General features: G+C 53.5%; 19 protein-coding genes. 3 read left to right on the forward strand and 16 right to left on the reverse strand.

Going from position 1 to position 22,341, the window contains the following annotated elements; translation table 11 throughout:
- Nucleotides 1-10: 10 nt before the first annotated feature.
- The 8 genes from hfq to dusB form a co-directional block, all read right to left on the reverse strand.
- The gene (gene hfq / locus ACN0YD_RS07180) at nucleotides 11-256 is read right to left on the reverse strand and encodes an RNA chaperone Hfq (RefSeq protein ID WP_417318235.1); all 246 of its coding nucleotides are present in this window, start codon (nucleotides 254-256) and stop codon (nucleotides 11-13) included.
- A 151-nt stretch (nucleotides 257-407) separates the two neighbouring features.
- Nucleotides 408-1,868 (reverse strand): TrkH family potassium uptake protein, encoded by a 1,461-nt coding sequence (locus ACN0YD_RS07185; RefSeq protein ID WP_417318237.1) that lies wholly within the window; start codon nucleotides 1,866-1,868, stop codon nucleotides 408-410.
- 3 nt (nucleotides 1,869-1,871) lie between these two features.
- Nucleotides 1,872-3,248: a Trk system potassium transporter TrkA gene (gene trkA, locus ACN0YD_RS07190; protein WP_417318239.1), complete on the reverse strand. Its 1,377-nt coding sequence runs from the start codon at nucleotides 3,246-3,248 to the stop codon at nucleotides 1,872-1,874.
- A 23-nt stretch (nucleotides 3,249-3,271) separates the two neighbouring features.
- Nucleotides 3,272-4,642, reverse strand: coding sequence for a sigma-54-dependent transcriptional regulator (locus tag ACN0YD_RS07195; protein WP_417318241.1), 1,371 nt, complete (start codon nucleotides 4,640-4,642; stop codon nucleotides 3,272-3,274).
- Nucleotides 4,632-6,884, reverse strand: coding sequence for an ATP-binding protein (locus ACN0YD_RS07200; RefSeq protein ID WP_417318243.1), 2,253 nt, complete (start codon nucleotides 6,882-6,884; stop codon nucleotides 4,632-4,634). The genes ACN0YD_RS07195 and ACN0YD_RS07200 overlap by 11 nt, the downstream gene beginning before the upstream one ends.
- A gap of 64 nt (nucleotides 6,885-6,948) precedes the next feature.
- Nucleotides 6,949-8,400, reverse strand: a complete 1,452-nt coding sequence (gene ntrC / locus ACN0YD_RS07205; RefSeq protein WP_417318245.1) for a nitrogen regulation protein NR(I) — start codon at nucleotides 8,398-8,400, stop codon at nucleotides 6,949-6,951.
- Nucleotides 8,401-8,420: 20 nt separating this feature from the next.
- A complete protein-coding gene (locus tag ACN0YD_RS07210) occupies nucleotides 8,421-9,521 on the reverse strand; it encodes a two-component system sensor histidine kinase NtrB (protein ID WP_417318248.1) in 1,101 nt (366 codons plus the stop codon).
- A complete protein-coding gene (dusB, locus tag ACN0YD_RS07215; RefSeq protein WP_417318250.1) occupies nucleotides 9,521-10,501 on the reverse strand; it encodes a tRNA dihydrouridine synthase DusB in 981 nt (326 codons plus the stop codon). The genes ACN0YD_RS07210 and dusB overlap by 1 nt, the downstream gene beginning before the upstream one ends.
- 187 nt (nucleotides 10,502-10,688) lie before the next feature.
- Here dusB and ACN0YD_RS07220 point away from each other — a divergent pair, with 187 nt between their 5' ends.
- The 3 genes from ACN0YD_RS07220 to ACN0YD_RS07230 are packed head-to-tail and all read left to right on the forward strand — an operon-like array spanning nucleotide 10,689 to nucleotide 12,839.
- A complete protein-coding gene (locus tag ACN0YD_RS07220; RefSeq protein ID WP_417318252.1) occupies nucleotides 10,689-11,843 on the forward strand; it encodes a bifunctional 2-C-methyl-D-erythritol 4-phosphate cytidylyltransferase/2-C-methyl-D-erythritol 2,4-cyclodiphosphate synthase in 1,155 nt (384 codons plus the stop codon).
- 2 nt (nucleotides 11,844-11,845) lie between these two features.
- Nucleotides 11,846-12,343 carry a phosphatidylglycerophosphatase A gene (locus tag ACN0YD_RS07225; RefSeq protein ID WP_417318254.1) on the forward strand — a complete coding sequence of 166 codons (498 nt, stop codon included), beginning with the start codon at nucleotides 11,846-11,848 and terminating at the stop codon, nucleotides 12,341-12,343.
- Entirely contained in the window at nucleotides 12,336-12,839 is a 504-nt protein-coding gene (locus ACN0YD_RS07230) for a CinA family protein (RefSeq protein ID WP_417318256.1), read from the forward strand. The genes ACN0YD_RS07225 and ACN0YD_RS07230 overlap by 8 nt, the downstream gene beginning before the upstream one ends.
- Here the strand turns inward: ACN0YD_RS07230 and ACN0YD_RS07235 are convergent.
- From ACN0YD_RS07235 to pdhA, 8 genes are all read right to left on the reverse strand, one after another.
- On the reverse strand, nucleotides 12,816-13,964 hold the full coding sequence (locus tag ACN0YD_RS07235) for a CDP-alcohol phosphatidyltransferase family protein (RefSeq protein WP_417318258.1): 1,149 nt from the start codon (nucleotides 13,962-13,964) through the stop codon (nucleotides 12,816-12,818). The genes ACN0YD_RS07230 and ACN0YD_RS07235 overlap by 24 nt on opposite strands.
- Nucleotides 13,957-15,468 (reverse strand): oligosaccharide flippase family protein, encoded by a 1,512-nt coding sequence (locus tag ACN0YD_RS07240; protein ID WP_417318260.1) that lies wholly within the window; start codon nucleotides 15,466-15,468, stop codon nucleotides 13,957-13,959. Before ACN0YD_RS07240 ends, ACN0YD_RS07235 begins: the two co-directional genes overlap by 8 nt.
- A gap of 77 nt (nucleotides 15,469-15,545) precedes the next feature.
- Nucleotides 15,546-15,977, reverse strand: a complete 432-nt coding sequence (locus ACN0YD_RS07245) for a type II toxin-antitoxin system RatA family toxin (protein ID WP_417318262.1) — start codon at nucleotides 15,975-15,977, stop codon at nucleotides 15,546-15,548.
- A complete protein-coding gene (gene lipA / locus ACN0YD_RS07250; protein ID WP_417318264.1) occupies nucleotides 15,977-16,999 on the reverse strand; it encodes a lipoyl synthase in 1,023 nt (340 codons plus the stop codon). Before lipA ends, ACN0YD_RS07245 begins: the two co-directional genes overlap by 1 nt.
- A 34-nt stretch (nucleotides 17,000-17,033) precedes the next feature.
- A complete protein-coding gene (gene lpdA / locus ACN0YD_RS07255; protein ID WP_417318266.1) occupies nucleotides 17,034-18,455 on the reverse strand; it encodes a dihydrolipoyl dehydrogenase in 1,422 nt (473 codons plus the stop codon).
- A gap of 11 nt (nucleotides 18,456-18,466) precedes the next feature.
- Nucleotides 18,467-19,738 (reverse strand): pyruvate dehydrogenase complex dihydrolipoamide acetyltransferase, encoded by a 1,272-nt coding sequence (locus ACN0YD_RS07260; RefSeq protein WP_417318268.1) that lies wholly within the window; start codon nucleotides 19,736-19,738, stop codon nucleotides 18,467-18,469.
- A gap of 13 nt (nucleotides 19,739-19,751) precedes the next feature.
- A complete protein-coding gene (locus ACN0YD_RS07265; protein WP_417318270.1) occupies nucleotides 19,752-21,131 on the reverse strand; it encodes a pyruvate dehydrogenase complex E1 component subunit beta in 1,380 nt (459 codons plus the stop codon).
- A gap of 14 nt (nucleotides 21,132-21,145) precedes the next feature.
- The gene (gene pdhA / locus ACN0YD_RS07270; RefSeq protein ID WP_417318272.1) at nucleotides 21,146-22,207 is read right to left on the reverse strand and encodes a pyruvate dehydrogenase (acetyl-transferring) E1 component subunit alpha; all 1,062 of its coding nucleotides are present in this window, start codon (nucleotides 22,205-22,207) and stop codon (nucleotides 21,146-21,148) included.
- Between the last annotated feature and the right edge of the window lie 134 nt (nucleotides 22,208-22,341).

Here is a 22,341-nt window from a genome sequence, read left to right on the forward strand (position 1 = left end):
TAGGGCAGATTCACTCCTGATTTTCGGCTTCCGGATCAAAAAGCTGGATCGGTGCTCCCGGCATGACAGTGGAAATGGCGTGCTTGTAAACAAGCTGTACGTTCGAATCCCGGCGCAGCAGGATACAGAAATTGTCAAACCAGGTGATAATTCCCTGCAATTTGACGCCATTCACAAGGAAAACTGTGATCGGTGTTTTGTTTTTGCGGATATGGTTGAGAAAAGCATCTTGAAGGTTATGGTTCTTATCTGACATGTTTTTATTCCATTTATAGTTTTTGGTTCAAGGTTGGCTTGATAACTTTGAACAGTTTACCGGACCCGACTTTATCCAACTCAAAGGTCTGTCCAATCATAGCACAGGCGCCATTGCCATGTAACCGGCTAAACGTGAACATTTCAATTTTTTAGTTTCTCCAGAACGACGGCATAAAACAGAGTAGGAAAGCAATCACTTCCAGCCTGCCGATTATCATTATCGCTGATGTCAGCCACTTTCCGGCCAGGGGAAGACTGTGATATCCCACAAAATCCGGAGCGAGAAGCCCGGTTAGTCCACCGGCGCTGAACAGATTTACAATAGTGAGACCAAGGCTGGTCTGCAGGCCCAAATCCATCGCACCATAGAAAATAGCGCCAAAAGCCGCGGCTGACATAAAGATAAATAATAATATCCACACTGCATATAATGTAGTACTGGAAACATTCAAGTGATTAATTCTGAGCGGCACAATACTGTGTGGATGAGCCAGACGGCTGATCTCCCGGTCTGCATGCCGCATCAATATCTTGAAGCGCAATATCTTGAACCCGCCCGCCGTGGATCCAGTGGTGCCGCCGATAAAGAGTAGAATTGAACCGATAACAACGACGGATACCGGCATGTCCGCCGCCTGGTCAGGAAGAAAGCCTGTCGTGGTAATAATGGAAACCACAGAGAATATGGAAATCCAGAACTTCCTGAGGATATTGGCCTCAAAACCGGAATTGGCCAGAACAAGTGCTATGAAGAACAGAATTATCGCCGTCATCAATATTACGAAAAATCCGCGCACTTCAGAATCTGTCTTGTATATTTTCAGGTTATTCCCGGAAAAAAAGGCCCAGTGATAGGTGAAATTGGTCGCCGCCAGAATCATGAACGGCAGCAATATCAGCTCCACCATTCCACTAAATAAATTCTTGTCCGCGGTTTCAAAGGGCAGAAAGCCGCCGCTCGACAGGGTTGCCATGGCCACATTGAAGGAATTAAAGGCCCCCAACCCGGACAGCAGAAGCAAAATCATACAGAATGCCGTCAGAAAACTGTATATCTTGGCCAGCGGGATCAGTGCATAACGCATGCGGGCAAGAAGCCCCACCCCTTCTCCATGCGGCAGGGCGGAACGAAACAGGTCGATACCCCCGATCCTGGTCAGCGGAAGAATGGCCACTGCAATACACAGGATCAGCAGGCCGCCCTCCCATTGCAGCAGGGAACGCCAGAAAATGATTGTCCTGGGAACCAGGTCGATATTCGCCAGCACGGTAGAGCCACTGGTGGTAAGCGCAGACGCCGCCTCGAAATAGCTGTCGGAAAGCTTCGTCAGAACGCCCGTCGTCATAAAGGGGATGGCGGCAAAAAGCGGCAGCCCCGTCCAGGCGCAAAACATAAACAGGATAATTTCGTGCCGGCTGGCGTTTTCATTGAAGTCCTGAAAGGCAAAATAGAGCGCCGTTCCGACAAACATGGTCGCAAGGCCGCTGATCAGGAAAGGCAGGATGAGATTTGGTTCGTTAAAAAAACTCGCCATCAGGGCCGGCAATAGTTCGCTGGCGCCAAGAATGATCAGCAAATATCCGACCAGATTTCCTATCCTGGCAAACATTCCCTAGAAATATTCCAGTTTTACCGTGAAGAGCTCCTCCACCTTACGCACCACATCAGCGCGGGTGAAGACGATCACGATATCATTGGTCTTGATGACGCTTCCGCCGCGGGGCACGATAACCTCATCTTCATGAATAATGGCGCCGATGATAATACCCGCCGGCAGTTTCACATCCCTGAGCGGCTTGCCCACCAGTGGTGATGTTTCGAGGGCAACGGCCTCCAGCACTTCTGCGGCCCCGCCGGCCAGCGTCTGAAGTGACCGGATACGTCCCCGCCGCATGTGTTGTAGAATACTGGAAACTGTGGTCTGCCGCGGATCTACAAAAGCGTCAATCCCCACGGAATGGGTCAAGGGACCAAAATCGTGGTTATTGATCAGGGAAATGGCGCGTTTGCATCCACCGTGTTTGGCCAGGGATGATGCCAGGATATTGACCTTGTCGTCATTGGTTACGGCAATGATGGTTTCGGTGCCCGCCACATTGGCTTCCTTGTGCAACTCAAGATCCAGGGCGTCACCGTTGAGGACAATGGCCTTGGGAAGCTTCTCAGCGACGTAAGTTGCCCGTTCCTGTTTGAGCTCGATGATCTTGATCTGAAACTTCGGGTCTTCCTCAAAAAGCTGTTCGGCGATGAAAAGCCCAACATTGCCGCCGCCGACAATAATAATACGCCGGGCTTCCTCTTCCTCGTGTCCGAACACATTGAGGGCACGCTGGACATGGCTTTTTTCGGCAACAAAATAGATATCGTCCCCAACCAGAAGCTGGTCCGTACTGGAAGGTACAATCAACTTGCCGTTACGCATAATTCCACTGACCACAATATTCAGATCCGGAAACAGTTCACTCAGCTGGCGCAGAGGCGTGTCCACCACGGGACAGTCCTCTCCCAGTTTAACCCCGACCACCTGAACCTTGTCGTCGGCAAAGGGAATCATGTCGAAAGCGCCGGGAACTTCGAGACGCCTGATCGCCGCCCTTGCCACTTCGATTTCCGGTGAAATGATCACGTCAATGGGCATATGATCGCGGCTGAACAGGTCCTGCCACATGGATTTCAGGTAACTCTGGTCCCTTACCCGGGCTATTTTCGTGGGGACATCAAACAGGGAATGTGCCACCTGACAGGCCATCATGTTGACCTCGTCAAAAAGGGTCACGGCAATAATCATGTCGGCATCCCGCGCCCCGGCCCGCTCCAGAAGATCGGGGTGGGAGGCATAGCCGACGATGGCCTGCACATCCAGGGAATTCTGGATCTTTGCAATCAGTTTGGGAGAACGGTCAATAACGGTAACGTCGTTATGTTCATTGGCAAGGTGACGGGCAATATTAAACCCGACCTGTCCGGCTCCGCATACGATGACCTTCATTTCCGGTTACCTCTGTTTGGTTTTTATTTTCGTTCCTGTCCCGAAAGGCCGAGGCTTTTCAGCTTCCGGTGCAGTGCCGATCTCTCCATACCAACAAATTCAGCCGTTTTCGAGATATTTCCGTCAAACCGGTTGATTTGGACTTTCAGATATTCGGTTTCGAACTTCTCCCTGGCATCGCGGAGGGTCAGTGACATGATCTCGTTATTGCGTCCGGGACTGACCACATCCATATCGGCAACAAGCTCTGCTGGCAGCATTTCAACGCCTATTTCCTCCCCGTCAGACGATAAAATGAGAAGCCTTTCGATAATATTGCGCAGTTGCCGCACATTTCCCGGCCAGTCAAAAGCCTGCAGGGCGGCCATGGCCTCCGGGCTTATATTCCGTGGCACCCGGCCGGTCACAGACGATAGCTGTGACATAATCTGATAGGTCAGTTGCGGGATATCGTCCCGTCGCTGGGTCAGCGGCGGCACCATTACCGGGACCACATTGAGACGGTGATAGAGGTCTTCGCGGAACCGCTGTGCCTCGATCTCGTCCCGAAGGTTGCGACTTGTGGCGCTGATCACCCGCACATTCACGTGGACCCGGGTGTTGCCGCCGACCCGTTCGAAGCTCTGATCAGTAAGTACACGCAGGATTTTGGCCTGTGTGGTCTGCGGCATGTCGGCCACTTCGTCGATAAAAAGGGTGCCGCCGTGAGCTTGCTCGAACACACCGGTTTTCTGCACCACACTGTTTTCCTCAGTGCCGAACAGTTCGCTTTCCATATTCTCTGGCGACATGCTTGCGGCATTGACCACCACGAAGGTGCCGTTGGCCCGCTTGGACTGTTTATGAATCAGCCTTGCCACCACTTCCTTGCCGGAACCGGGAGGGCCGGAAATCAGGACGCGGCTGCCGCTCGGGGCCACCTTTTCGATGGTATTGCGGACCAGGTTGATGGCGGACGAATTGCCTGTCAGGTCCAGGTCATAGCCGGCCTTGACCTTGAGTTCGCTGTTCTCCCTGCGCAGACGCCCCACTTCCGTGGCACGCTCTACCAGGATCAGCAGCTTGTCGGTTTCAAAAGGTTTGGAAATAAAGTCATAGGCCCCACGCTTGATGGCGGTGACAGCAGTCTCAATATTGCCGTGGCCGCTGATGATGATGACCGGCAGGTCCGGATGTTGCTTCTTGACCTCCTCCAGAACTTCAAGGCCGTCCAGGCGGCTTCCCTGCAGCCAGATATCAAGGATGAGCAGTGAGGGGCGCCTGGCCTCTATTTCCGCAAGGGCGGAATCACTGTCTCCCGCAACACGGGTCTCAAATCCCTCGTCCTCCAGAATTCCGGCGATCAGTTCGCGGATATCCTGTTCGTCATCTACGATTAATATATCAAGAGCCATGTACTATCCTCAAATCATCTTCATACTCAAGCGACTCTCTTACGCTTTCATCGGTGGAAAAAATCAGGCAGGCTCGCGCCCCGCCCTGCTCCTGGTTTTCCAGAACAAGGTCTCCGCCGTGATCTTTCATGATTTTTTTCACAATCGCCAGTCCGAGCCCGGTTCCCTTGGCACGGGTTGTCACATAGGGTTCGGTCAGCCGGTGCAGCAACTCTTCAGGCAGTCCCACGCCATTGTCACTGACGTAAACCAGTATTTTGTCCTCCCCCTTCTGTTCCACATCTATACGGATTTTTCCTTTGATGTCCGGGGTCGTTTCCTGCAGGGCGGCAATAGCCTCGGTGGCATTCTTGATCAGATTAGTCAGTGCCTGCCCGATCAGACGCGCATCACACATGACCGGCAGGGTCTTGTCATACATTTTGATGGAAAAACCGATATCCGAATTGGCAACTTCCATGAGGAATACTGACTGTTTGATAATTTCAGCCAGATTCTCCGGTTTGATGACCGGCGCCGGCATACGGGCAAAGGAGGAAAATTCGTCCACCATCTGCCTCAGGTCACCGACCTGCCTGATGATCGTATCGGTACATTGCTCAAATACGGCAACGTCGGTCTTGATTTCTTTCCCGTATTTTCTTTTCAGCCTTTCGGCAGATAGCTGGATTGGCGTCAGCGGGTTCTTGATTTCGTGGGCCACACGACGGGCGACGTCTGCCCAGGCTGCTGTGCGCTGGGCGGCAACCTGGTCGGTAATATCATCAAAACTGATGACAAATCCCTCCACTTCCCCATCTTTCATCTCTGCGGTAATACGCACCAGAAGATTAAGCGTGTTCTCGCCCCGTTTCAGGGTGATCTGCTGTTGCAGGGATTTACTGTTGCCGCTTTTAACTTTATCAAAAAGTTCTCCTGCCTCGGGCAGGACATCTGTCAGGAGCTTGCCTTTCAGCTTGTCCGTTTTCTCGCCCAGAAGGTGGGCTGCAGACCTGTTGGGAAGGGTAATGATGCCGTCCGGGGCAAGCCCCATGATGCCAGCACTGACACCGGAAAGAACAGTTTCTGTAAAGCGGCGGCGTTCGTCAAGCTGAAGGTTGGCGTTCAACAGGTCTTTTTGCTGGTTTTCCAGCTGCCAGGTCATGTTGTTGAAGGCCTTGGTGAGCCCGCCAAGGTCATCATATGTGTTTTCAATCGGGGCACGGGCGGAAAAGTCACCTTTACCCACCTGCGCAGAAGCATTGATCAGATTGCCGATGGGTTCCATCAGCTTGTTCACCAGGCGAAGGCCCATCCAGACCGCCGCAAACAGGATCAACAGGGCGATAACGATAAACGTCAGATTGAACAAAAGCCGGTATTCGGACAGATTGGCCAGCACGTCATTATACTGTTTCTGTGCCTCCGAGGCTTCATTCACCAGCGCCAGCGCCCGGGAGTCCACAAATCGGCTGATATAGAGGTAGCGATCCAGAAAGCCGTCCAGCTGTATCAACACCCTGATCCTGTCGTCGTCTTCGCTGCTGAGGAAGACAACCTTGCCCTCAGCCGCCAGATTGAGGGCCTGGAGGGGAAACGGCTCGCTGATTAGGGAAAGGCTCCCCTTGGCACGGGCAACGACCTCGGTGGAACTCAGAATGATCGCCTCTGACAAACCAAGAATCTGGGACATGCCGGTCAGCGCCTGTTCAAGCAGATCACGGTTGTTGGACATGGCCAGTCCCTGGGCATTGAGATCCCTGGACATGCCCAGAATATCCGCCTTGATGACTTTCTTGTGTTCCTCGATATAGGCCTCGGCCACACTCTGTGAACTGTTGAGCACGGTCTGCACCTTGTCATTGAACCAGGCCTGGAGACCGAACTCGAAAAACAGTGCGGAAAAAACCGCAACAATAATTGTCGGGGTAATCGCGACAATACTGAACAGCGTGATAATTCGGCTGTGCAGACGCGCCCCTGCCATCCCCGCTTTTCTGGCTGACAGCAATTTGACAAGTTGTCTCGAAACCAGTGTGCCAAGCACCAGCAAAAGTATCAGGTTGAATAACAGCAGGCCAATGGGTGTAGGGATGGGTTCTATAGGCCCCAGTTCGGAAAATGTGGCATAGGTCAGTATCCCGGAAAGCAGGACTCCAACCGCCAGCAGATAGGCCACCTTGTTGGTGAGCTTTATCCGTTTGGCCCATAGAATGAAGCGGAAAAAAGACCGCGGTGTCTTTTTATCGATGACCTGACTCATGATACCTCTGTCAATACAGCGTGCAGGATATCACAATGTTGCATAATTGCAACATATCAAAACATCAGCCGCCGCGCACCACGTTGATATCAAGTTCCCGTATTTTTTTACGCAGGGTATTCCGGTTAAGGCCCAGCAAATCTGCGGCCTTGATCTGGTTTCCGCGCGTGGCGCCAAGGCTCAGTTCAATAAGCGGAATTTCCAGCTCTTTCAGGACCCGTGCGTAGAGGCCGGTGGGCGGCAGCTCGTGAGGGGCATGGGCGTCAAAATATTTCTTGAGATGACGATAAATGGCGTCGCGCATTGTCTCATCTTCCGGCGCTGCGGAAGCTTCGGCCATATCCTGACCGGACACCGCCGTCAGCTCCGAACGGACAATTTCCAGATTGATGATATCTTCCACATAGAGCGCGGCCAGGCGATTGGCCAGATTTTCGAGCTCGCGCACGTTACCCGGCCAGTTGTGCTGTTTCAGATAGTTCAGCGCATCTGTGTCGATCAGTTTTGGCGGAAGATTGTTTTCCTGGGCATAGGTGACAAGGAAATGGCGCACCAGGTCCGGAATATCGTCCTTGCGCTCGCGCAGTGGCGGTATGCGCAGGGGCACCACATTAAGCCGGTAATACAGATCCTCCCGGAACAGCCCCTGATTGATGAGCTGCTTCAGATCGCGGTGGGTGGCCGCGATAATACGCACATCCGCCTTGATGGCCTTGTGGCCACCGACAGTGGTATATTCTCCTTCCTGGAGAACCCTGAGAAGCCGGGTCTGGGCATCCATGGGCATGTCACCGATTTCATCCAGGAAGAGCGTACCGCCCTGGGCCTGCTCGAAACGCCCAATATTCTTGCTGTCCGCGCCGGTGAAGGCCCCTTTTTCATGACCAAACAGCTCACTTTCAATGAGCTCCCGGGGGATGGCGGCCATATTCAGGGCGACGAAAGGGGCATTCTTGCGCTTACCGAAATCATGCAGGGCATGGGCAACCAGTTCCTTACCCGTCCCGGACTCTCCAGCGATGGTGACCGTCAAGTCTGTATTCATCAGACGCGCCATGATCCGGTATACCTCCTGCATGGCGGCGGAGCGTCCAATCAGCGGCAGGTCTTCGGAATCATCTTCAACATGTGCGGGTTTTTCCACCTTTGACCTGGCGGCAAGCCCCTTCTGGACCACTGACTTGACCTCGTTGAGATCAAAAGGTTTGGGCAGATATTCATAAGCCCCGCGCTCTGTAGCCTTGACTGCCGTCAGCAGGGTATTCTGGGCACTCATGACAATCACCGGCAATTCGGGCCGGATTTTCTTGATCCTGGGCAGAAGGTCGAGACCATTTTCGTCCGGCATCACCACGTCGGTGATCACCATGTCCCCTTCCCCGTTGGACACCCAGCGCCACAGGGTTGAGGCATTACTGGTCACCTGCACATCATATCCTTCCCGGCCCAGGGCCTGGGACAGAACCGTTCTGATGGCGCGGTCGTCATCTGCAATTAATATGGTTTTTCCGGTCATTGTTTCTGCGCCCCCTCCGGCTAGCTGTTAGCCACCGGCAACATCACCCTGAAAATAGTTTTCCCGGGTTCCGAATTACACTCGATAATGCCACCGTGTTCGCCAATAATTTTGGCCACCAGAGCCAGCCCGAGGCCGGTTCCGTTGGTTTTTGTTGTTACAAACGGGTCAAATAGATGCGGTTTCAGGTCCTCAGGCACGCCGGGACCGTTATCGATCACGCAGACTTCAAGTGGAAGATGAATTCTTTCGTGACCGCCGGGAATGATGACCCTTACCCCGTGACGATAGGCCGTCGTCAGGGTAACCTCGCCGCTCACTTTCGGAGCGGCCTCCACAGCATTTTTCACAAGATTGAGAAAAACCTGGATCAGTTGACCCTTGTCGCCAATGGTCGGTGGAATGGACGGGTCATATTTCTCGAAGAATTTGACATGCTTGCCGAACCCGTTCTCCGCCAGCTTCCGCACATGTTCAAGAACACTGTGGATATTGACTTCCTCGGGATCAATGGGTTTGCGGTCCGAAAAGACTTCCATTCTGTCCACAAGGGCACAAATCCTGTCCGTTTCCTCGCAGATCAGCCGTGTCAGGGCCTTTTCATCCTCTGTGGCATCAAGTTCCAGCAACTGTGCCGACCCCCTGATGCCGGACAGGGGATTCTTGATTTCATGAGCCAGGACCGCAGCCATGCCGGAAACAGACCGTGCCGCCCCCCTGTGGTTGAGCTGCTGATTGATCTTGTGGGCAATGCCCCGGTCCTGCAGCTGAATCAGCAAGCTGCCTTCCACATCCAGGATTGGCGAGACATGAATGTCTACGCGCTGGTCCAGATGCCGCATGTTGGACAGCGGTACATCATATTCCGAAACGATCAGCTTTTTCTGCCGCACCTGTGCGATCAGGGACATCAGCGGACTATCGAAGGGCACCAAAGATGCCACATCCTTTTTCAGGAGAGTCTTGGCACTGCGGGAGAACAGGCTCTGGCAGGCCATATTGACGAAACGTATCCGGTTATCCTTGTCGATCACCAGAATGCTGTCCGGCAGGGAATTCAGGATCACATCGTGACTGAAGGCCGAGGAGGAAGGCTTGATTTTGTCCAGCACCGTTCCCATCAGGCAGCTCTCTCCTCGATCAGCGGGTCGAAAAAGCGGTTTATTTCGTCCTGAACTTCACTCACATCAGTCAGATGATTGACTTTCTGGCGGAAGCTGGCGGAGTCCCGAAGCCCTTTGGTGTACCAGGAGATATGTTTACGGGCGATTTTCTTACCGGAATGTTCGCCGTAATGCTCCAGGAGTGCTTCGTAGTGCTCCATCAGAATGTCTTTCTGGATTTCCAGTGCGGGATCGGGAAGCTTCTCGCCGGTTTTCAAATAATGAATGACCTGGGCCAGGAACCAGGGCTTGCCATAGCTTGCCCGACCGATCATGACACCATCAGCGCCGGACTGGCGCATGGCTTCCACGGCATCTTCCGGTGCATTGATGTCGCCGTTGACAATCACCGGAATGTTCACAACATCCTTGACCTGGCGGACAAAGGTCCAGTCAGAGGATCCCCGGTACATCTGACAGCGGGTACGGCCGTGTACCGTAAGCATCTGAATCCCAACATCCTCGGCGATACGGGCCAGTTCCGGTGCATTGCGGCTGCTGTCGTCCCAGCCGGTACGCATTTTCAGGGTGACCGGCACATTGACGGCCTTGACGGTCTGCTCAAGGATTTCTCGGGCCAGAGCGGGTTCTTTCATCAGCGCGGAGCCCGCATAACCATTGACCACTTTCTTTGCGGGGCATCCCATATTGATATCAATAATCGGCGCCCCCCTGTCCTCGTTGATTTTTGCGGCCTGGGCGACAACGCCGGGCTCACAGCCGGCAAGCTGCACCGACATCATATATTCGTCGCTTTCTGGCGCCGACATCTTGAGAGTGCGGTCATGGGCGCGGATCATGGCTTCGCTGGCAATCATTTCGGAGGTCACAAGACCGGCGCCGAAACGCTTTACCAGGCGCCTGTAGGGACGATCCGTCACCCCGGCCATAGGGCACAGCAGTACGGGATCTTCAATGTTAACCGAACCAATTTTCATGATTAAAATCTATGCACAAATTAAAGTGAGTTCAACCAGTGACTAAATATTAGTCAAATCCAGCGGCGGAATATATAGGAAAAGACTGGGCAGGTCAAAGAATGAAATCACAAAAAAATGCAGACTTTCTGCGGGCCCGATGATAGTTTCCAGTAAATTGATGCCGCAGACTGGTAAAAGGGATCATTTGATGAAGGTTGCAGCAGTTATCGTCGCCGCCGGGCGTGGCCAAAGAGTGGGTGGAGACATACCGAAACAGTATCTTTGTCTGGGCGATCATCCTGTGCTTTATCATACCGCAAGCCGGTTTCTCCACCACCCTGAAATCAGCCGCGTTCTAGTGGTCATCCATCCCGACGACCTCAAGCTATATAACGCTGCCGTTGGCGACCTGGACCTGATGCCGCCTGTAAACGGAGGGGCTACGCGGCAAGAATCCGTTCTTTGCGGTCTTGAAGCTCTGATTGAGGAAAGTCCGGATATTGTCCTGATCCATGATGCGGCCCGCCCGCTGCTCTCTGCCGACCTCATCAGCGGGGTCATAAAGTGTGCGCAGGAGAATGGCGCCGCCCTGCCCGCCCTGCCGGTTGCCGACACTCTGAAAAATGTGGCTGGCGGATTTGTTTCCGGAACTGTTGATCGTGCCGGCCTCTGGCGCGCCCAGACACCGCAGGCCTTCAGGTTTGGGGATATTCTCGAAGGGCACAGAACCGCAAAGGGCCTGGAACTGACCGACGATGTCGCCGTAGCGGAACGTGCAGGCCTGCAGATCGCCATAGTAAACGGCGAGGAACAGAATTTCAAAATTACCAGCTGGGAAGATCTGGAAAAGGCGTGGATCATGATGGGGAGCAGGAATATGGTACGTACCGGTCAGGGTTTTGATGTTCATGCTTTTGAGGATGGCGATGCGGTCATCCTTGGGGGGATCAAAATCCCCCACACTCAAAAGCTCAAGGGTCATTCCGATGCTGATGTGGCCCTGCATGCATTGACCGACGCTCTGCTCGGCGCCATAGCCGCGGGAGATATCGGCGATCATTTCCCGCCGTCTGATGACAAATGGAAAGGCGCCTCTTCTGATATTTTCCTGAAGGAGGCCGTAAGACTTGTCCAGGAACGAGGCGGAAAAATCACCTCACTGGACCTGACCATCATATGTGAAGCCCCGAAGATAGGTCCGCACCGTCAGGATATGCGGGAAACCATTGCAGAAATTTGCAGCCTTGATACGGATATTATCAGCGTCAAGGCCACCACCACCGAAAAGCTTGGCTTTACCGGCCGCGGCGAAGGGATTGCCGCACAGGCCATTGCCACGGTAATGGTTGCGGAGAAGTAGACATGGCCAACTGGACGAAAAACTGGCCCGCCTCACCACTGCATCCGGCCTTTGTGATATCCACCTGGTTTTACAGCGGACTTCTGCCCAAGGCCCCCGGCACCTGGGGATCACTTGCCGCCATGCCCTTTGCCTGGATGCTGATTTCAAATGGTGGAACATTGGGACTTGGGGCAGGAATTATACTTTCCTTTGTTGTCGGTATCTGGTCCAGTAGCATTTATATGCAGATTTCCGGCCGCGCCGATCCGGGTGAAGTCGTTATCGACGAGGTCTGTGGTGTCTGGATCACCTGTCTGCCTCTTGTCCTCTTATCCGCTCCCATCGCACTCGAAGATTACGGAATGGCCTTTGCCCTGTTCCGCTTGTTTGATATCCTGAAGCCCTGGCCGATCCGGATTTTTGATCGCAAGCACAGCGCCTTTGGCGTGATGATGGATGATGTGGTGGCCGGTATTATGGCGGCTGTTATATTATGGGGGTACAAGCTCTATGTTTGATGACCAACTTATAGCTCTCGCAACCCAGGTTCTGGAAAAGGCACGCGAAAAAGGTGTCCATCTGGCATCTGCAGAATCCTGCACCGGCGGCCTGATCATGGGCTGCCTGACTGAAATTGCCGGATCGTCCGATGTGGTAGATCGGGGTTTCATTACCTATACCAACCGCGCCAAAATGGAAGTTCTTGGCGTGCCTGCTGAAGTTATACGGGACCACGGGGCCGTAAGTGAAGCTTGCGCCCGGGCCATGGCGGAAGGCGCCCTCGCTGCTTCTTCCGCCACAATTACCGTTGCTGTTACGGGCATTGCTGGACCGGGTGGCGGGTCCGCGGAAAAACCGGTAGGGCTCGTTCATTTCGCCGCAAGCCTCAGGGGTGGTGAAACATGTCATCTGGAAAAGCGCTTTGGAGATATTGGACGCGGCACAGTTCGAAAGGAAACCGTTCGGACGGCGCTCGAGCTTTATCTGGAGTTAATTGAGCTCGTTAAGATCTGACCTGACGGGAACCGGCTTTTCCGGTTTCTGGCTCAGGATATATCGGGCATTAAACACAATAGCAAGATTCCAGACAATCAGGCCGAAAATCAGACTGGCAGGGATAAGCCTTTCCAGTCCCAGAAGGCCGACAATGGCAAATATAAAAGCGAAACAGTCCCGCTTGAAAAAATAATTCAGATTGTTAAAGGTGGCGAGCCAGAAAGGATTGTTTTTAAGCCGCTCGCGGATGGTCTGGGCCAAAACATCAAAACTGCCGCCGCCGGGCCCGAAGTAGAGCAATGCCGTCATCATCAGAATACCGCTCAGCACAAGAGTAATGATATAGCCGCCGAAGACAAGAAATTCCGCTCCATAGAAATTCCAAAGGGCATATTGCAGGCCGCCCATAAACATAACATTTGCCATCATATCCAGGCCGGTATCGAGGCGCGCCCCAAATGCCGTTTTTGTATAAGTGGATCTGGCGATCTCCCCATCGACACCATCAAGAACCGAGACAAGATGAAACAGCAGACAACCCCCGACAATGGCATAAGCCTTGTCGGACAAAAGAACCCACAACATCAGAAATGACAACACCCCGGTCACCCAGGTAAACATCATTGGTGAAAAACCGGCACGGGCCAGTTGCCGACTGATCATGCCTGACAGCGGCCGGTTCAGGATCCTGGACACGATTCCATCTGTCTCTTTGGCGAGACTGCTGAAAATGATTTTCTCGAGGATGTTCCGACTATATTCTGAAACAGGATAACCGCCTTCTGGGGAAAGGCTGCAATGACCGATAGCATGGATCACTGATTTTTTTAGAAAGGCGTCCGAATAAACAACATCGTCCCGGATTCTGAGGCAGGCAACATGAGGAAGCAGGTGTTTCTCCAACTGCTCTTCACTTTCCACAACAACGACCGTGCTCTGCTTTTCATTGGCTGTGACCACAAACCTGAGGGGAGCGTCACCACCCAGCTGGTAGATCACTTTCAGTTCCAGGTCACACAGCTGCTTGAGCAGACGATCCCTGACCGTCATATTAATCAGTGGCTTGTCACCATCACCGGTGGAAATGATGCAAACCTGCACCTGCTTTATTTCCAATTGTGGTCCCGTTTCAGCACTACCCATTTCCCGTCCTCCCGACAGGCAAAAGATCTTTTATTTTGGTTTTCTCATCGGCAGAAGAAAGCAGGTATATCGAAGTAAAATAGCTCGGAATGGCGATGAGTAATCCTGCAAGTATACCCTGTAGAGAGTTCAGGGGAATGAGCTGCGTGATCATACTCAATATTAAAACTACTACCACACCCGCACCAACTGGCCGGAGCATTCTAACATCAAGCGGGAATATTTTAAACACTCTCCTTACTGTGATAAGGCGCAGGATATTCATGACCACGTAGGTTATAAATATGCTGAGTGCCGCACCTTCTCCGCCATGGGCTTTGATCAACAGATAGCAGAGCCCCAGGTGAAACGGCAGCATGATAAAAATAATCACTGCATTTACAGATGGTTTTTTATACAGCAGAAGAAGTTCCGAGATGCCGAGGGATCCGTTCACCGCATCGCCCAGGATAATCAGTGAGAGGATCAGGCCGGCCACTGCAAAGTCGGGTCCAAAAAGCGACATGAGTGCCGAGCCAAAGAAAAACAGCAGGACAACAATAATCACCTGGATCGATGCCATCCAGTAGCTGACCTGGGCCATTTCGCTAACGGTTTTCTTCAGATTGTCATTCTCTACCGACTGGGACAGGACAGGCTCCAGGATCGGATCAAAGCTCTGGCGGATCTTCTTGACTGTAGTCGCCACATTCAGGGCCATTCCGTAAATTCCCACTGTTGAGCTGGAGGTCAGAGAAGAAAGGAGGAATACATCGATACGCTGCAGGAAAAAATTACCAAGATCGTACACAGCCGTCGGCCCGGAAAAGGCCAGCATGGACCGGACCAGGCCGAAATCCGGGATGAAACCCTTGAAGTGGGAGAAGGTAAATATGCGGGAAAAACCGTATAGTGCCGAACTGAAAGACAATGTAATCATGAACAGGTAAGCAAACAGAAGCCCCTGCCCCTTCATCCCGAGGAAATACAGTAGGGTTCCGAAAATCAACAAACTGTAGGGCTCCATAATGCTTTTGGTGAAAATTTCATACCGCATCAGCCGGAAAGCCCGGGTTGAAGCCAGCAGAATTTCCGTCAGGGAGTAAAGCAGGATGGCGGGGGCCAGCATCAAGGCGGCAGTGGCCATTTCCTCACCGAACAAGCCGCGGAGCAACGGGCTACCCAGATAGGTTGCCAATACAATCAGGGTGGCAAAACTCAGGACTATCATCAGGCAGTTGAGAACGGCCCGGCCGGCTTCCGGCATATTCCGGTCTTGTATATGGCCGTTGAGAAACTTGAAGATGGAGCGCTTGAAACCAAAAACAGCCAACACCGACAGGGTTTCCACATAGGTGACGGCGAAAACAAACTGGCCGAAAATACCGGCACCATAAAGGTGCCCGGCAAGTAAAAGAAATGGCACCCTTGCGCCCAGCCGGATCAGAAAGCCGCCGAAGTTGGCGCCTGCTCCTTTGGCGATATCCCTTTTGTTACTCGAAGTGGCTTCAGCCGCGTTGTTCAACCGGAAACTTTCAATTACCTTTGTTGTGGTCAGCTAAATGTTGCATGAAAAACCGGGAAAATAAAGCCCCGCTTCATTCACTCTTGGTAAAGCTGGTGAGCCCGCTTCTCAAAGGCCTGGATCATATGGCTGACAGCTTCAGAAAAAAGTGCGCCAACCATTTTCTCGAACAACCGGTTTTTGAATTCGAAATCCACCAGGAAATCGATATGGCAGCCGCCATCTTCTTTTTGGGTGAACTCCCAGCGGTTGACCAGATATTTAAGCGGCCCCTTGACGTACTTCACCTCAATGACATTTTCTCCCAGATGCACGTGAGAGGTAAAACGTTCCCGGAACATCTTGAAGCCGATGATCAGGTCAGCATGAAAATCTTTATCTTTCTGGTTATACACACGCGTTCCCTGGCACCAGGGCAGGAATTCCTGATAGGAGCCCACATCGGCCACCAGATCATACATTTGTTCCGTCCGATACGGCAGATCGCGCTTGTCCTCAAATCTGGGCATCAGTCTTTGGCAGAATCCGACTGGTTGGGGTTGAGCCGGGCCATCTCCTCGATGTCCACCGGTGCGTCGCCTGCCCTCAGGGCCCTGGCCCCTTCTTTGGCAAGCTTCTCCTCCCGCGCCGCTTTCAGCTTTTCAAAGTCAGATCCGGCATGATGTGAAGAACGGGTCAGCGGAGAAGCAGAAACCATCAGAAAACCCTTGGTTTTCGCAATCCGGGCGTACCCGGCAAAATCATCAGGTTTGATAAATTCCTCGACCTTGGCGTGACGCGGTGTCGGTTGCAGGTACTGGCCAATCGTAATGAAATCAATATTTGCGGACCGCATGTCGTCCATCACCTGGTGAACTTCCTGCTTTGTCTCCCCCAGTCCAACCATGATGCCGGACTTGGTGAAAATGGTAGGATCCACCTCTTTCACCCGGTCCAGAAGTCTGAGCGAATGATAATAACGCGCGCCTGGACGGATACGGGTATAGTTGCGCGGCACCGTTTCCAGATTGTGATTGAACACATCGGGCCGGGCCTCGATGACCTTTTCCAGTGCCCCGGGTTTATTGCGGAAGTCGGGGGTCAGGATTTCAATGGTGGTATCCGGTGCCTCTTCACGAAGTCTTTGAATCACTTTCACGAACTGATCGGCACCACCGTCATCCAGATCGTCCCGGTCCACTGATGTGATCACGATATGATTGAGCCCCATCTTGCCCGCGGCAATGGCGACATTGTCGGGCTCGAAAGGATCCACCGGATTACCCTTACCGGTTTTGATGTTGCAGAAAGCGCAGGCCCGGGTGCAGGTATCGCCTAGGATCATCACCGTGGCATGTTTTTTTTCCCAGCATTCACCGATATTGGGACAGGCGGCTTCCTGACAGACCGTATGAAGGTTCAGGTCCTTCATCATTTTACGGGTGTCATGATAACCTTTAGAGACCGGTGCCTTGACCCGAATCCAGTCCGGCTTGCGCAAACGGCTCTCATTGTCCCTGATCGGGGTGACTTTATCGCTTTCACTGCTCACAATGACATATCCTGTTCAGCTTTCCTGTACGGCCCTAAAAATGTATGGCTTTGCCGTAAGCGTCAAGCACTGATTCATGCATCATTTCCGAAAGGGTCGGATGCGGGAAGACGGTATGCATCAGTTCGGCTTCTGTTGTCTCCAGTGTGCGGGCCACCACATAGCCCTGGATCAGCTCGGTCACTTCCGCCCCTACCATATGGGCGCCCAGCAGTTCGCCGGTCTTTTCGTCAAAAATAGTCTTGATCAAACCTTCCGCCTCACCCAGGGCAATGGCCTTGCCGTTACCAATGAAGGGGAAACTTCCCACTTTGATCTTGAGACCTTTTTCCTTGGCCGCCTTTTCAGTGAGGCCGACACTGGCCACCTGCGGACGGCAATAGGTACAGCCCGGAATATTGGACTTGTCCATGGGATGCAGGTCTTTGATCTCCTTGTTACCGAGATCCTTGGCGATTTTCTCCACGGCGATAACACCTTCATGGCTGGCCTTGTGGGCCAACCAGGGCGCGCCGGTCAGGTCACCGATGGCATAGATACCCTTAACGCCGGTAAAGCCCCACTCGTCAGTGACTACATGGCCGCGGTCGACCCTGATGCCGTTTTCCTCGAGCCCGATGCCTTCCACATTGCCGGTAATACCGATGGCGAGAATGACTTTCTCCACCTCGATGGTCTGGGCCTTGCCGGATTTATCCTCGACGGTGCAGACCACAGAGTTTTTCTTCTTGTCCAGTTTGGTCACCGAGGCTTCGGTCATCAGTTTCAGGCCCTGCGCCTTGAAAGACTTGGCGGCAAAGGCGGAGATTTCCTCATCCTCCACCGGCAACACCCGGTCCATCATTTCCACCACAGTCACGTCGGCGCCGAACTCGTTATAGAAACTGGCGAATTCAATACCGATGGCGCCGGAACCGATTACCAGCATGGATTTCGGCATTTCTTTTGGGGTCATGGCGTGTTTGTAGGTCCAGACCTGTTCGCCGTCGGCTTTCAGGTGCGGCAATTCCCGCGCCCGGGCACCGGTGGCAAGAATGATATGGCCGGCTTCGACGTCAGCCACCTTCTTACCGTCCTTTTCGACGGAAATATGTCCTGGCTTGACCAGCTTGCCATAGCCATCGAAGACAGTGACCTTGTTCTTTTTCATCAGGCCTTTGACGCCTGAATTCAGCTGCTTTGCCACACCCCGGCTGCGCTTGATCACTGCCTCCATGTCAAAGCCGACATTGTCCGCCTTCAGGCCGTAATCAGCCGCATGTTTCATATTGTGATAGACCTCGGCAGACCGAAGCAATGCCTTGGTCGGGATACATCCCCAGTTGAGGCAGATGCCGCCAAGGTGTTCCGCTTCCACAAGTGCCGTTTGCAGGCCAAGCTGAGCGGCCCGGATTGCCGCCACATAACCGCCGGGACCGCCGCCCACGACAACAAGATCAAATTTCTGTGCAGACATGTCGGTCTCTCCTAGAGCAGCATCGTGGTAGGTGTTTCAAGGAACATCTTCAGGGCTTCGAGGAACCTGGCCCCCACGGCCCCGTCAATGGCCCGGTGATCACAAGCCAAGTTCACGGACATAACCGTTGCCGGCACCACCTGACCACCTTTGATCACGGCCCGCTGTTCCCCGCTGCCCACGGCCAGGATTGCCGCCTGTGGCGGATTAATCACGGCCTGGAACTGCTTGATGCCGAACATGCCCAGGTTGGAAACCGAGAATGTCCCGCCCTGGTAATCTTCCGGCATCAGCTTGCCGTCGCGGGCCTTCTTGGCCAGTTCCTTGGTTTCCTCGGAAATCTGGCGAAGGCCTTTATGTTCGGCCCCGCGAATGACCGGGGTCACCAGCCCGCCGTCAATTGCGACGGCCACGGAAACATCGGCGCGTTCATATTGACGCATCACATCGCCGCCGAATTGTACATTGGCTTCCGGCACCTTCTTCAGGGCCAGGGCACAGGCGCGAATGATAAAATCGTTCACCGACAGCTTGAAGTCATCGCCACCAACAACATTAAGCTGCTTACGGGCTTCCAGGAGGTTATCCAGCTCAATATCAATACCCAGATAGAAATGGGGCACATTCTGCTTGGATTCAGTCAGGCGCTTGGCAATGGTCTTGCGCATACTGGAGAGCTTGACTTCGTGATAAGGGGCATCGCCTTCCATAACAGCACCGGCCATGACACCAGCCGCCGCAGCAGGCTTGGCGGACGGTGTAAAGCCTTCCACATCCCGTTTGACAATCCGGCCGTGCGGCCCGCTGCCTGGGATATCGCCAATATTAATACCCTGCTGCTCGGCAAGCCTGCGGGCCAAAGGTGAGGCAAATACCCGACCACCTGTTGGCGGTGCAGCAGGTTTCGCTGGCGATGGCGATGCCGGCGCAGATGCCACTGAAGCCGGAGCGGCTGCAGGTGTTGGTTCCGGTGTCTTGGCAGCAGGCGCAGGGGCTGGGGCTGGAGAGGCACTATATCCTTCCAGCGCAGAAGCATCTTCGCCTTCCTCTAGCAAAAGACCGATCAGTTCGCCGACCTTCACTTCCTCTGTGCCTTCGGGGATAAGGATTTTACCCATCACACCTTCATCGATGCTTTCAAATTCCATGGTTGCTTTGTCTGTTTCGATTTCCGCCAGGATGGTGCCGCTTTCGACGGCGTCGCCTTCCTTGACGGACCATGTGGCCAGGGTCCCGCTTTCCATGGTCGGGGACAGGGCCGGCATACGTAGTTCGATTGGCATGTCTTCTCTCCCCTCAGTCTTTGTAGCAAACGGCTTTGGCGGCCTTGACCACCTTGTCCGAATTTACAAGAGCAAGTTTTTCCAGATTGGCCGCATAGGGCATGGGAACATCTTCGTTGGCGCATCGGGCAACCGGCGCATCCAGATAATCAAAGGCTTCTTCCATGATACGGGCGGAAAGTTCCGCCGTGACACCACAGTTGGACCAGCCTTCCTCGACGCAGACGACCCGGTTGGTTTTCTGCACCGATTTGATCACGGTTTCCATATCCAGTGGCCTGATGGTACGAAGATCGATAACCTCTGCGCTGATCCCCTCTTCCGCCAGTTTATCTGCGGCGGCCAGGGATTCACGGACACCAATGGAATAGCTGACGATGGTCACGTCGCTGCCTTCCCGGGCCACCTTGGCCTTGCCGATAGGCACCACATAGTCCTCCACATCGGGCACTTCGAAGCTGGCGCCGTAAAGAATTTCATTTTCCAGGAAAATCACCGGGTTCGGATTGCGGATAGCCGCCTTCAGAAGCCCTTTGCAGTCTGCAGCATCATGGGGCGCGACCACAATCAGGCCGGGTACATGGGCATACCATGAGGCATAGTTCTGACTATGCTGCGCCGCCACCCGGGCCGCCGCACCGTTCGGGCCGCGGAACACCATGGGACAACGGATCTGACCGCCGGACATATAGTTGGTCTTGCCGGCAGAGTTGATGATCTGGTCAATGGCCTGCATGGCGAAGTTGAAGGTCATGAACTCGACCACAGGCTTGAGGCCCGCCATGGCGGCCCCTACCCCGAGCCCGGCAAAGCCGTGTTCCGTGATCGGCGTATCAATGACCCTTTTCGGGCCAAACTCATCGAGCAAACCCTGGGTGACCTTATAGGCGCCCTGATATTCGGCTACCTCTTCGCCCATGACAAAGACGTCACCATCTTTACGCATTTCCTCCGCCATGGCGTCACGAAGCGCCTCACGGACGGTCATTTTGGAAAAGGTCGTTCCGGCCGGAAGGTCCTTTTCTTCAGGCGCCAGTGAAACCGGGGCGGAAGTTGCAGGCGCAGCTGATGTGTCTGCCGATTCTGAAACCGAGGCAGTGGGCGCAGCGGTCGGGGTAGCAGACATATGATCGAGCGCGGAGGCATCCTCTCCCTCTTCCAGCAGAACGGCGATCCGGGTCCCTACAGCCACTTCTTCGGTCCCTTCAGACACGAAAATCTTACCGACAACACCTTCCTCGTCGGTTTCAAGCTCCATTGTCGCTTTGTCTGTTTCAATTTCAGCAAGCACGTCACCGGCGGAGACCTTGTCTCCCTCTTTGACATTCCATTTTGCGATTGTCCCGTTTTCCATGGTCGGCGACATTGCGGGAAGTAAAATTTCAATGCTCATTTCTGTCTTCCTTCTTATTCTGCAGCCAGCACATCGGTGTAAAGTTCGGACGGATCGGGTTCCGGGCTTTCCTGGGCAAAGGTTGCTGCCTCGGCCACAGTCGCCTTGATCTCCTTGTCGATGGCCTTGAGATCGTCTTCGGTCACCTTTTTACTGTCCAGCAGGCGTTGCTTGACCTGGTCGATAGGGTCATGTTCCGCGCGCATTTTCTGTACTTCTTCCTTGGAGCGGTATTTAGCCGGATCCGACATGGAGTGCCCGCGATAACGGTAGGTCTTCATCTCAAGCAGGATCGGGCCCTTGCCGCTGCGACACCATTCGACAGCCCGGCCGGCGGCTTCCTTGACCGCAAGCACATTCATGCCGTCCACAGCCTCGCCCGGAATTTTGAAGCTCTCACCGCGTTTGTGCAGCTCGGTTTCGGATGAAGCGCGTCTCACAGCGGTACCCATGGCGTACTGGTTGTTTTCAATTACAAAAATAACCGGCAAGCTCCAGAGCTCGGCCATATTGAATGCCTCGTAAACCTGTCCCTGGTTAACCGCCCCGTCACCGAAATAGACCACGGACACATTGTCGTTGCCGCGATACTGGTGAGCAAAGGCAAGTCCGGCGCCGATTGGCACCTGGGCTGCGACAATCCCGTGACCGCCATAAAAACCATGCTCCACACTGAACATATGCATGGAACCGCCTTTGCCTTTCGAAATGCCGCCGGCCCGGCCGGTGAGCTCGGCCAGAATTTCCTTGGGATCTATACCACAGGCGATCATATGCGCATGATCGCGATAACTGGTGATGATGCTGTCACCCTCTTTCAAGGACGCCTGGATGCCGGTCACAACCGCTTCCTGTCCGATATAAAGATGACAGAAACCACCAATCAGGCCCATGCCATACATTTGGCCCGCCTTTTCCTCGAACCTGCGCATCAGCAACATGTCGCGGTAATATTTCGTCAGTTCCTCGTGACTGGCAGCATATTCCTTTTTGGAGGAAGACCTGCTACGAGCCCTGCGCGTTGGTTTAGGGGGAGTTTTTGCCCCGCTTTTTCGGGGGGAGACATCTTTCACCATGTTTCAAGCCTATATTTTCAAGTTTTTACAACTTCTGTTTACAATAATAATTGTTAAAAGTTATTGAAAAACAAGAAAAAAACAGAATTAACCTTAAAATGATTAATTCTGTGCAGGTGCAGCAAAACCGCACA

Source organism: Emcibacter sp. (genome assembly GCF_048269205.1).
Classification (GTDB): Bacteria; Pseudomonadota; Alphaproteobacteria; order Sphingomonadales; family Emcibacteraceae; genus Emcibacter.

What these genes read in the sequence shown, in the direction of transcription:
- hfq (WP_417318235.1), bottom strand. Translation starts at nt 256, where the DNA reads ATGTCAGATAAGAACCATAACCTTCAAGATGCTTTTCTCAACCATATC.
- ACN0YD_RS07185 (WP_417318237.1), bottom strand. Translation starts at nt 1,868, where the DNA reads ATGTTTGCCAGGATAGGAAATCTGGTCGGATATTTGCTGATCATTCTT.
- trkA (WP_417318239.1), bottom strand. Translation starts at nt 3,248, where the DNA reads ATGAAGGTCATCGTATGCGGAGCCGGACAGGTCGGGTTTAATATTGCC.
- ACN0YD_RS07195 (WP_417318241.1), bottom strand. Translation starts at nt 4,642, where the DNA reads ATGGCTCTTGATATATTAATCGTAGATGACGAACAGGATATCCGCGAA.
- ACN0YD_RS07200 (WP_417318243.1), bottom strand. Translation starts at nt 6,884, where the DNA reads ATGAGTCAGGTCATCGATAAAAAGACACCGCGGTCTTTTTTCCGCTTC.
- ntrC (WP_417318245.1), bottom strand. Translation starts at nt 8,400, where the DNA reads ATGACCGGAAAAACCATATTAATTGCAGATGACGACCGCGCCATCAGA.
- ACN0YD_RS07210 (WP_417318248.1), bottom strand. Translation starts at nt 9,521, where the DNA reads ATGGGAACGGTGCTGGACAAAATCAAGCCTTCCTCCTCGGCCTTCAGT.
- dusB (WP_417318250.1), bottom strand. Translation starts at nt 10,501, where the DNA reads ATGAAAATTGGTTCGGTTAACATTGAAGATCCCGTACTGCTGTGCCCT.
- ACN0YD_RS07225 (WP_417318254.1), top strand. Translation starts at nt 11,846, where the DNA reads ATGGCCAACTGGACGAAAAACTGGCCCGCCTCACCACTGCATCCGGCC.
- ACN0YD_RS07230 (WP_417318256.1), top strand. Translation starts at nt 12,336, where the DNA reads ATGTTTGATGACCAACTTATAGCTCTCGCAACCCAGGTTCTGGAAAAG.
- ACN0YD_RS07235 (WP_417318258.1), bottom strand. Translation starts at nt 13,964, where the DNA reads ATGGGTAGTGCTGAAACGGGACCACAATTGGAAATAAAGCAGGTGCAG.
- ACN0YD_RS07245 (WP_417318262.1), bottom strand. Translation starts at nt 15,977, where the DNA reads ATGCCCAGATTTGAGGACAAGCGCGATCTGCCGTATCGGACGGAACAA.
- lpdA (WP_417318266.1), bottom strand. Translation starts at nt 18,455, where the DNA reads ATGTCTGCACAGAAATTTGATCTTGTTGTCGTGGGCGGCGGTCCCGGC.
- ACN0YD_RS07260 (WP_417318268.1), bottom strand. Translation starts at nt 19,738, where the DNA reads ATGCCAATCGAACTACGTATGCCGGCCCTGTCCCCGACCATGGAAAGC.
- ACN0YD_RS07265 (WP_417318270.1), bottom strand. Translation starts at nt 21,131, where the DNA reads ATGAGCATTGAAATTTTACTTCCCGCAATGTCGCCGACCATGGAAAAC.
- pdhA (WP_417318272.1), bottom strand. Translation starts at nt 22,207, where the DNA reads ATGGTGAAAGATGTCTCCCCCCGAAAAAGCGGGGCAAAAACTCCCCCT.